Origin of the sequence: Acidocella sp., from assembly GCF_035535915.1 — a bacterium.
Taxonomy (GTDB): domain Bacteria; phylum Pseudomonadota; class Alphaproteobacteria; order Acetobacterales; family Acetobacteraceae; genus Acidocella.
This window is the reverse complement of sequence record NZ_DATLPB010000076.1, coordinates 1-9,411: the sequence shown is the minus strand read 5'-3', so window position 1 is coordinate 9,411 and position 9,411 is coordinate 1. Positions and strand designations below refer to the sequence as shown.

Sequence of the window (9,411 nt, the reverse complement as noted above, 5' to 3'; positions counted from 1 at the left end):
CCATCGGGTTCGGCAAAGCCACGCCGCCCATCACGGCTTTGACGATGGCGCCGCCGGCCAGCACCATCACGGCCTCGGCCAGAAGAATGCCGGCCTCCAGCAGCCGCACGAACAGGCCGGAGGTCCAGGAGGTGCGGCGGGGATAGCCGGCATGCAGTCCGCCGGACATATCAAGAGCGGGTGGCGAATGTCGGAGCGTCCGGTTTCGCCAGAGCTGAAGCATGATCATGAAAGTCCCGCTATTATGGTGCGCGGTGGCCGCGCTTTATTGAACCGTCTGCGAATGGGTCGTCTGTGTGGTGACTGTCCCAGGGGGGGCGGGCGCCATAAGCGGTGCCGGCGCCGGGTTGGCTTGCTCCGTGGTGGTGGTCGTCGTCGTATGCGTCTCGGTTGGCTCCGAACCGCACCCGGCAAGAGAGAAGGCACCCGCCAAAACCAAGCCGCAGAACAGCATGCGGATATTTGTGTGCGTGGTCATCATGATCCCCCTTTGCGCCTCAATAGGATGTGGTGGTGGTCGTGGAACGCTTGGTGATGACCGGCGGCGGCTGTACCGTTGTCGTCGTGGTGCTTTCGCTGGCGGCGCCGTTCATGTTGCCATAGGTGGTGCGGGTGGAGTTGTACTGGTTCCCGTTGCTATCCACGCCGCGCTGGGTTTCCGTGGTGCTCAGCGTTCCCGCCGGGGGCGGTAGGACAGGTGCTGGCGTCGCCATCGGCGCCGTGGTCGTCGTCGTCGTGGTTTGCGATGTGGTCTGCGCCAGAGCCAGGCCACCCAGCAGCAGAAACGCAGATGTTGTGATCGTCAAACGATACTTCATCATCTCAGTGTCCTCCTAACAATGTCCGGCGCTGCACGGGTCTCTAATCCGCGCCATGTATTGTGCCGGAACGAGTGGTCTCACACGTCTTGGCTCCCATATTGCCATTCGGCCCGGATCGGCAAAGGGACGATGCTGTTAAACCATCGTCACAAATTGAAAAACATCAGGTCTTTTGCTGAAGATATGAATATTGAGCGTTGTTTTTATGCTCATTTTTTATTGGTGTCGGCGAGGTTTTCATTTGATAACTCTTTGGTAAATTGCAGTGCCCTGGCGGATGTGCAAGATTGGCGACCCACCAAGGCGCCAGCGCGTGAATGAAGGGCGTGGCCCGGACGGCTCAAAAAACCCCTCTGGCACGTCAGGTTGGCAATGAAACGCCAATGACGACCGACGGCGTGTCAAAATCACGAAAACCTTGAGGCTCGTCTCGCAGCATGATGGTGAGATGAGCGGCCGCGGCGCCAAAAATCGTAATGCTTCTTGTCGTTCACGAGGAGAGACATTTTATGCGTATTCTGCTGATTGAGGATGACCAGCATGTAGCCGCCTTCGTACGAAAGGGGCTGCGTGAGGCCGGACACAATGTCATCCACGCCGACTGTGTGCGCACCGGCCAAGATCGTGTCGATGTCGGCGCCTACGACGTGATTATCCTGGACCGGATCCTGCCGGATGCGCGTGACGGGATTGAGTTTTTGACAAATTTGCGGGCGCAACAGAACCAGACGCCGGTGCTGATCCTGTCCGGCTTGGGCGAGACATCGAACCGGATTTTCGGATTGGCCGCGGGGGGAGATGACTATTTGCCCAAGCCGTTCGCTTTTGCCGAGCTGCTCGCGCGGGTGGAAGCCCTGGCGCGACGGGGTGGGAAAGCGCGGGACCCGGCGCCGCATGAAATCATCGAAGCGGCGCGTTTATAATGCGTGAAACAGCCGGCCAGACGCGTGCCGCGCCTAGCCGGTTCACGTTCAAGATACGTCATGCTCAGGACATGATGCGACGCGCTGCTCTGCGGCAATGCCGTGTTCTGCGGCCGCCGAGGGCGGCCGCATCCTGATTGTCACATCCTAATTTTCAATCGGCATTTGGTGCGCTGCGGCCTGGTTGGGCCCGTCGGGCGCCGATGGTGCGCCATTGCTCCAGCGTTGCCTCCCGAGCCTGCTTGCCTTCGCCGAGGCTCGCGGCAATCAGGCGAGCCATCATGGCGCGGCGAAGTTCGGATTCGGCCGCCACCGGCCTGTCACTGCTCAGCGAATCATTGCGACGCATGGACAACGGAAGTCTCCTTCTTTGCTGGTGTCACTACATAGCGCGACGCAGGATTCTAACAAGTTAAGATTTGTGTAGAAACCATTCATGCGTTTTGAAAGCATCTGACGATGCTTTCAAAACGCATGACGCCGTTATTGCCCTGCCGTCTCGGCGTAATTTACAAAAACCAAAACAACTATTAACTACCAAGAATAGGTCGAGATGTTTTAAAACATATTTGCCGCGATGAATCGTGGCGGCAATGGACAAATGAGCCATATTTAGCCCTCTACCTGCCCCCGAGCCACGCTGACTCGGGGTTTTTTTTGGCAATTTCGTGTCTTGTTACCCCAGGTCTCCCTTCGGCAAATTTTATGACAACAAATTATCGAAGAATATGTGAAAGAAGATCATGGATGAAAACGTGTTTTTCATATTAAATGAAGAACAGTGAATTTGTCGGTTTCGAGAGCGGCGCTTGAAATGGTTGCTGTATCGACCCAACATTTTCTGGATGATTTACGATATGTACCAGTCCCAGGCGGATATTATGGAGCCGATGCGTATGATGGCAGGACTCTGCAGTGAGTTTCTGCGTGGCGTCGTGCCGGATAATCCATATGGGATGAATTTGCGTCATCTGACAGCGTCACTCGATATATTTGGGCATTTGAGTGTGACGCACCGGCGTCCTGACTACGCGATCCGGGACGTCATGGTGGGGAACCGAATTGTCGATGTCGAGGCCGAGACCGTGTTCGAAACGCCCTTTGCCGGCTTGGTCCATTTCCAGAAAAATATCGATCGCGTTCAGCCGCCGGTTCTCCTGGTGGCGCCGATGTCCGGCCATTTTTCTACCCTGCTGCGCAACACCGCGAAAACCCTTCTTCAGGAGCACGACGTATACATCACGGATTGGCATAATGCGCGCGATGTTCAGCTCCGTCATGGCCACTTTGGATTTGATGAGTACATCGAACACGTGTTGAAGTTTCTGGAGTTTTTGGGAGAGCGCAGCCATGTTCTGGCGGTCTGTCAGCCTGCGACGGCCGTTCTCGCCGCGGTTGCCATCATGTCGGAAGACCGCAATCCCCTCACGCCGCGCAGCATGACATTGATGGGCGGACCAATCGACACACGGTATAATCCGACAGACGTCAATAGGCTGGCGACGAGTCGGGATATTTCATGGTTTGATCAGCATATGATTGGTGTCGTCCCGTGGCGATTTGCCGGTGCCGGACGGCGCGTTTATCCCGGGTTCATCCAGTTGTCGGCTTTTGTCGCCATGAACATCAGTAAGCATGTTGGTGCCCATTTTCGTCAGTTCCGCTCTCTGATGGAAGACGATCAGGCTGCGGCGAACATGCACCGTGCGTTCTATGATGAATATCTCGCGGTCATGGATCTGCCGGCGGAGTTCTATCTTGAGACCGTGAAGAAAATTTTCATGGACCACGACCTGCCTTTGGGAAAGCTGAAATATTATGGTCGTCTGGTCAAGCCGGAGGCGATCAGCGAGACATTTCTGTTGACCGTCGAAGGGGAGCGAGACGATGTCTGTGGGGTTGGGCAGACCGCTGCCGCCTTGGAATTATGCGCCAAGCTTCCCGATGCGCTGAAGCGCCGTCATGTGCAGGCCGATGCCGGTCATTACGGGATCTTTTCAGGAAAGCGCTGGGAGGCGGAGATCTATCCTCTGGTGCGGGATGTGATTCAGCGCAGTGCATGAGACGCGCGGCCTGACAGGCACACGCCGAATTCAATCCGTTTTACCAGGGAATGGCGTTTCCCTTGTAATCCAGGAAATGTTGACCGCCCATGCCGGCTTTTGCCTCCAAGATATCGGCGATGCCGGCGACGCTGGTTTCCACGTCGATATCGGCGGTGGCGCCGCCGATGCTGGTGCGGACCCAGCCCGGGTGGATGTTCAGCACCGTGATGTCCTGGCGCGGCATGGTGGCCACGAAGCTGCGCGTTAGGGAATTGAGCGCCGCCTTGCTGGCACTGTAGAGGCTGGAGACGCCGGTTGTATTCGCCTCGACGCTGCCGAGGAACGAAGACATGAAAGCGAGAATGCCGGTCTCGGGCCTGATATAGGGCAGAAGCCGGTGGGCGAGCCGGATGGGGGAGATGGCATTGGTCATGATCAGATGGACCACATCTTCGCTGCTCACGGTTTCGACGGTCTTCCCCTCTGGGTCGCCGACACCCGCGACGATGAAGACGACGTCGAACAGCTTGCCTTCGATCCGGCACATAAACGCGTCGATCATCGACGGGAGGTTGATGTCGAGCGTGTCCATGGTGAGCTGCCCATGATGGGCTTCATAGGCCTCGCACCCGGCACCCCGTACAGAGCGCACGGTGGCGGTGATCGTCCAGCCGCGCTGTAGCAATTCCAGGCTCAAGCCGCGCCCCAGCCCGCGCGACGCACCGATGATCAGTCCCGATTTACCTTGAACTTCGCCGTTCACTGCCATGTGCCTCAGCATTGGGGGATCGCAAACTGTCTCGACGCAGGACGCCATGATGAGCAGTGCGGCTCGATGGGGCGTCAGCGAAGGCAGATAACTTACGTACAATGCGGGGGTCTGTCCGAAAAGCCGAGAGTTACCGCACCGGCTAATTTAATGTTTCCGTAATCGCATCGAACAGTTTGAGTCCTTCGGGAGTGTCCGGCCCGCAGCGTCGGCTCAATGGTGATGATATGGTTCGCCACGGTGAATGCTGGCCATTGTGTCGATACACGCATTCTTGTCGCCCAGCCCCAGGCGGATGGTCGGGAGCAAGGCCAGTGGCGGAAACAGCGCGCCAAGCGCCACCGCCGGCCCGGCACGGGCGGCCAGCGGGCCGGGGGCCGGCATGATGCGCGGGGTCTTGAGCGGGCCGCTGATGTCGATCGGGGTCGATAAAGAGCCGATCGAAAAATGCGTTGCCTGGGTGCGCAGCTGCAGGGCGAGCCGTTCAGTGGCAAGGTTGACCGTGCCGGACCCCAGGATGTTGGCGGCCTTGGTGGCAATCAGAAAGGCTTTGGTGTCGAGCACGCCGCCTGTCAGCGTGAAATCGCCGACCAGGCAGTCGATTCGGGTTTTGACCGGAATCCCGAGCGCGGAGAGTGCGGCGTCGCCCATCTGCAGCCCGACGAGATCGACCAGCAGAGCACTCACCGTGCCGCCATTTTGCAGGAAAAATGAGGCATGACCATCGCCATGGCCGAGAATTTGCGCCACGGAGTCGCCGCTGCCGGTGAGATCAGCGGACCCGCCGATCGTGCCGTTCCCGGTAAAGCCACGCGTGCCCTTCATCAGCCGGGACAGCGGCACGCGGCGGAAATCGATCTTCGCCTGGGTGTGCAGGCCGCTCTCCGCCGGGTCCAGCACGACAGTACCGGCGATGGCCCCGGTGCCGACCGCGAAATTCAGAGGATCGATCGTCATCCGGCCATTCTGGATCACCAGATGGGCGACAACATTGTCGAGCGGCATGGTGCCGTGGATGATGCGCTCACCGCGATAGTGCACATCGATATCCATGGATCTGATCGCGGGCAGGTTGAATTTGCCGTGGGGCAGAAGCAGGGGGCTGGCATTGGCTTCTTCCACCTTGGCGCGGGCCGCCGGGGTCTGGCCCGGTGTGCTGACCCGGCCCGGCACGCCGCCGAGCAGGCCCATGAAGTCGGCGAGATCGACGCGGTGCGAGCTGATATCTCCCGTAACGCGCGGCCGCGGCGCGGTCAGCGCCGCCGTGATGGTGCCCTCCAGGTCCGATGACCCGATATGGCCATGGAAATCTTCGCAGTGCCAGGCTGACCCGGATTGGTCGAGGGTGCCGGTGAGGCTGAAAGGCGGTGTCGGCGGCACCGGCGCGCCGGTCAGCGCATGGAGATCGGCCATGGTCTGGCCGGAGATGGAGAATTTCAGATGTGCCCCGGCGAGATGTTCGGGATCATCGACCGTGCCCGACACATGGGCGAAAATGGTGCCGCTCCGCACCTGGAGATCGAGCGGATACGGGGCTGAAGCGTCGCGCAGCGTGCGCAGGCTGCCGCCGATGACCCGGCCGGTGAACGGCGCGTCCGCATAAGTACCGTGTGCTTTTGCCACGATCTCGTCGCCGGTAAAAAGCTTGCTGTCCGCCGGTGCAAGGAGGGTTTGCGCCGTGAAGTCGAAATGCGCCTCACGGCCCGGCACGATGACGGAGGCGGTGCCGTCATTGATGGTCAGGTAGCCGAGTTTTGGTGGCGGGATTTGTGCGTTTTGCGAGGTGATATGCAGCGTGTAGTTGTTGCGCAGGTCCGGTAGTTCCCGCGCCGCGATAGAAGGATGGTCGATCGTGATGCTTGTGACTGAAAGAGTGCGGTGGCGGACATAATCCAGAATCGCGACGCCGACGCGCAGCTGGCCGATGCGCGCCAAAGGCGGCGCGGCGGCGGGAAAATCCTTCGGGTTGGCAATAATGATGCCGCGCGCGGTGACGATGACAATACGGCCAAGTTTGACGTCGATATGCTGTACGCTAACCGGACGGCCGATCGCGGCGGACGCCTCGGACTCGGCGAGCGGGATGAACCAGTCCCAGTTCCAGAAAACGATCAACAGCACCAGGCCGACCAGCGGAACCAATAGCCAGAGCAAGGATCTGCCGCGCATGCACCCGTTTCTCCCGTCGAGGCTTTATGCCGAGATCTTGGGGGTGGATAACGAAATCGCAACGGTTGCGGGGGTTTGTGGCGGCGATGTAACAGCTTTGAATGCGGCCTTTCTCAGCGTTCGGCTGCTGGCCGGGCCTGCGCTTACGTTCGGCGCGGCATGGGGCACGAGATCATGCCCGTCGCCGGTGGGCGCGCTTCGGGGCGGGAGGTGCCGTGTCTGGTCTGGTTCCCGGCTTCCGGCGCCCCTTGGCCGGCGACGATTCCCCGGACTCGGCCAGGCTTTTCTTGAGGGCCGCGACAAGGTCGATAACGTTGTTCGGGGCCGCCAGCTCTTCCTGGGGCTCGAGTAGATGGCCGCCGGCGGCCTTTGCGTGAATCAGCTCACGCAGTCTGCTCTCGTAGCGGTCTTCCAGATCCGCCGGGTCGTATTTTTGCGATTGCCTGCGGATCAGCTGCGCCGCCAGATCGACCATCTCCGGATCGATTTTGATCGCGCTGACATCGTCGAAAAGGTCCGCCGCGCTGTTGATGTCGCGCTGTTCATAAAGCGTGTGGGCCATCAGCCCGCCGGAGACGGGGCGCAATGCGACCGTCCGCTCCCGCTGGGAAATGACGACGCGGGAGAGCGCCATTTTTCCGGTCCGGACGATCGCCTCGCGCAACACCGCGTAAACATCTTCCCCGGCCTTGCCATCCGGCGCCAGATAATAGCAGGATTCATAGTAAAGGGGATCGATGTCTCCGGCATCGACGAATTTATCGATGCTCAGGACGGAAGAGCTTTCGACTTTGACGCTGTCGAGGTCTGCGGACGTCAGAACCACGTATTTGTCCTTGGAAATCTCGTAGCCTTTGACGAGATCGGAACGGTCGAGGGGCTTTCCTGTCACGCTGTCCTGCGTGATCATTTTCACGCGGTTGCCCGTTTCGGGATTGATCAGGTGAAACCGTACGCCAGCACGGTCATGCCGCGCATTGAACAGGGCGACAGGGCAGGAGACGAGTGCCAAACGGAGATGTCCATGCCAAATAGCCCGCGGCGTCATGGTCGATATTTCCAGGGTTCTGCATTCCGCAAATGCTGGTCCGCGCGAAAATAGCGCCGCACGGGTACGGCGCAAAGTTATTATTTGGACATTGGCGGGACGGAACATCGCTTTCCGTGGCCGGAAGGGGGGCAGGCAACGGTGCGCCGCCTCCATCCGGCGGCAGGCGCTCACCGGGCTTATTGAAAATCAGTAACGAATACACTGCGGAGTTGAACTGGTCGGGAGGGAGCCAATGTTACATGCTATGGTTCTGGTGAACGCCCGTCCGCTGGAGATGAAGGAGGCTGCTCCGCCCGAGCCTGCCCGCCAGCCCGTCGTCGGGGGCCGATCCCGGGGTGAGGCAGACGCCGCGCGCGTGGTGATCGTCTCCAACCGCGTGCCCTCGCCGAGCGAGCAGGGGGCGACGGCGGGCGGTCTGGCGGTGGCACTCGCCGACGCCACGACCGAGGGGTCGATGTGGTTCGGCTGGAGCGGATACCGTGCCGAGGAGACCTCGGCGGCGGCCAGCATCGTGCTCGCCGAATCCGGCGTGACCTTCGCCACCATCGATATCGCCGAGCGCGATTACCAGCGCTTCTATAACGGCTTCTCCAATGGCGCGCTGTGGCCGCTGCTGCATTACCGCACCGGCCTGCTGCGCTTCAACCGGCCGGATTACCAGGCCTACCGCACCGTCAATCAGGCCTTCGCCCGGGCTTTGCTGCCGCTGTTGCGGCCGGACGATCTGATCTGGATCCATGATTATCAGCTGATGACCTTGGGCGCGGAACTGCGCGCGCTCGGCGTGGAAAACCGCATCGGCTTTTTCCTGCATGTGCCGTTCGTGCCGCCCTCGTTCCTGCAGGTGCTGCCGCCGGCCGACGAGCTGGTCGCCGCCTTGTCGGCCTGCGACGTGGTCGGCTTCCAGACCCGCACCGATGCCGAGATGTTTCTGCAGAACGTCACCGAATCGCTCGGCGTGCAGCCGCAGCGCGACGGGCGTTACCCGTATCGCGGGCGCGAGGTTGCGGTGATCACCGCGCCGATCGGCATCGACGCCCTGAAATTCGCCAAACTGGCTGAGCGCGCCGAACTCGCCCCGGAAGCGGCGCGGCTGCATGAAAGCCTCGGCGACCGCAAGCTGGTGCTGGGCGTGGACCGGCTGGATTATTCCAAGGGTCTGCCGCAGCGTTTCGACGCGTATGGGCGGCTGCTTTATGCCTACCCGCAACACCGCCGCGCGGTGAATTTCCTGCAGATCGCCGCGCGTTCGCGCCAGGAGGTCGGCTCGTACCAGTCGCTGCGCCGCGAACTCGACCGCCGCGTCGGGGACATCAACGGCGAGTTCTCCGACTTCGACTGGGTGCCGCTGCGCTACATGACGCATCCGGTCAACCGCAACGCGCTGGCCGGCTTCTATCGCCGCGCCAATATCGGCCTGGTGACGCCGTTGCGGGACGGGATGAACCTGGTGGCGAAGGAATATATCGCCGCCCAGGACCCGGAAGATCCGGGCGTGCTGGTGCTGTCGCGCTTCGCCGGAGCCGCCGACGAACTGACCGAGGCGCTGATCGTCAACCCGGTCGATGCCGACGAGGTCGCGGCCGCGATCCATCAGGGGCTGGTGATGAGCCGGGAAGAACGGCGCGCCCGC

The 9,411-nt window shown here is 60.7% G+C and carries 9 protein-coding genes; 3 read left to right on the top strand and 6 right to left on the bottom strand.

Annotated features, from left to right (window positions below; genetic code table 11):
* The coding region (locus tag VNC39_RS09260) for a hypothetical protein (protein ID WP_325398442.1) at positions 1 to 229 on the bottom strand (229 nt) is incomplete at its 3' end.
* 268 nt (positions 230 to 497) lie between these two features.
* The gene (locus VNC39_RS09255; protein ID WP_325398440.1) at positions 498 to 821 is read right to left on the bottom strand and encodes a hypothetical protein; all 324 of its coding nucleotides are present in this window, start codon (positions 819 to 821) and stop codon (positions 498 to 500) included.
* A 509-nt stretch (positions 822 to 1,330) separates the two neighbouring features.
* Between VNC39_RS09255 and VNC39_RS09250 the strand changes: the two genes are divergently transcribed.
* A complete protein-coding gene (locus VNC39_RS09250; protein ID WP_325398438.1) occupies positions 1,331 to 1,744 on the top strand; it encodes a response regulator transcription factor in 414 nt (137 codons plus the stop codon).
* A gap of 154 nt (positions 1,745 to 1,898) precedes the next feature.
* Here VNC39_RS09250 and VNC39_RS09245 read toward each other — a convergent pair whose 3' ends face one another.
* Positions 1,899 to 2,099, bottom strand: coding sequence for a hypothetical protein (locus tag VNC39_RS09245; RefSeq protein ID WP_325398436.1), 201 nt, complete (start codon positions 2,097 to 2,099; stop codon positions 1,899 to 1,901).
* Between the two features lie 454 nt (positions 2,100 to 2,553).
* Between VNC39_RS09245 and VNC39_RS09240 the strand changes: the two genes are divergently transcribed.
* On the top strand, positions 2,554 to 3,807 hold the full coding sequence (locus tag VNC39_RS09240) for a polyhydroxyalkanoate depolymerase (RefSeq protein WP_325398434.1): 1,254 nt from the start codon (positions 2,554 to 2,556) through the stop codon (positions 3,805 to 3,807).
* Positions 3,808 to 3,847: 40 nt separating this feature from the next.
* Here VNC39_RS09240 and VNC39_RS09235 read toward each other — a convergent pair whose 3' ends face one another.
* From VNC39_RS09235 to VNC39_RS09225, 3 genes are all read right to left on the bottom strand, one after another.
* The gene (locus tag VNC39_RS09235) at positions 3,848 to 4,558 is read right to left on the bottom strand and encodes an SDR family oxidoreductase (protein ID WP_325398432.1); all 711 of its coding nucleotides are present in this window, start codon (positions 4,556 to 4,558) and stop codon (positions 3,848 to 3,850) included.
* Positions 4,559 to 4,771: 213 nt separating this feature from the next.
* Positions 4,772 to 6,727 carry an AsmA family protein gene (locus VNC39_RS09230; RefSeq protein ID WP_325398430.1) on the bottom strand — a complete coding sequence of 652 codons (1,956 nt, stop codon included), beginning with the start codon at positions 6,725 to 6,727 and terminating at the stop codon, positions 4,772 to 4,774.
* 172 nt (positions 6,728 to 6,899) lie between these two features.
* Complete coding sequence (locus VNC39_RS09225; protein ID WP_325398429.1) at positions 6,900 to 7,775, bottom strand: Ku protein; 876 nt, start codon at positions 7,773 to 7,775, stop codon at positions 6,900 to 6,902.
* A gap of 235 nt (positions 7,776 to 8,010) precedes the next feature.
* Here VNC39_RS09225 and VNC39_RS09220 point away from each other — a divergent pair.
* Positions 8,011 to 9,411: alpha,alpha-trehalose-phosphate synthase (UDP-forming) (locus tag VNC39_RS09220; RefSeq protein ID WP_325398427.1), on the top strand; the 1,401-nt coding region annotated here is incomplete at its 3' end.

What these genes read in the sequence shown, in the direction of transcription:
- VNC39_RS09225 (WP_325398429.1), bottom strand. Translation starts at nt 7,775, where the DNA reads ATGACGCCGCGGGCTATTTGGCATGGACATCTCCGTTTGGCACTCGTC.
- VNC39_RS09250 (WP_325398438.1), top strand. Translation starts at nt 1,331, where the DNA reads ATGCGTATTCTGCTGATTGAGGATGACCAGCATGTAGCCGCCTTCGTA.
- VNC39_RS09255 (WP_325398440.1), bottom strand. Translation starts at nt 821, where the DNA reads ATGATGAAGTATCGTTTGACGATCACAACATCTGCGTTTCTGCTGCTG.
- VNC39_RS09235 (WP_325398432.1), bottom strand. Translation starts at nt 4,558, where the DNA reads ATGGCAGTGAACGGCGAAGTTCAAGGTAAATCGGGACTGATCATCGGT.
- VNC39_RS09230 (WP_325398430.1), bottom strand. Translation starts at nt 6,727, where the DNA reads ATGCGCGGCAGATCCTTGCTCTGGCTATTGGTTCCGCTGGTCGGCCTG.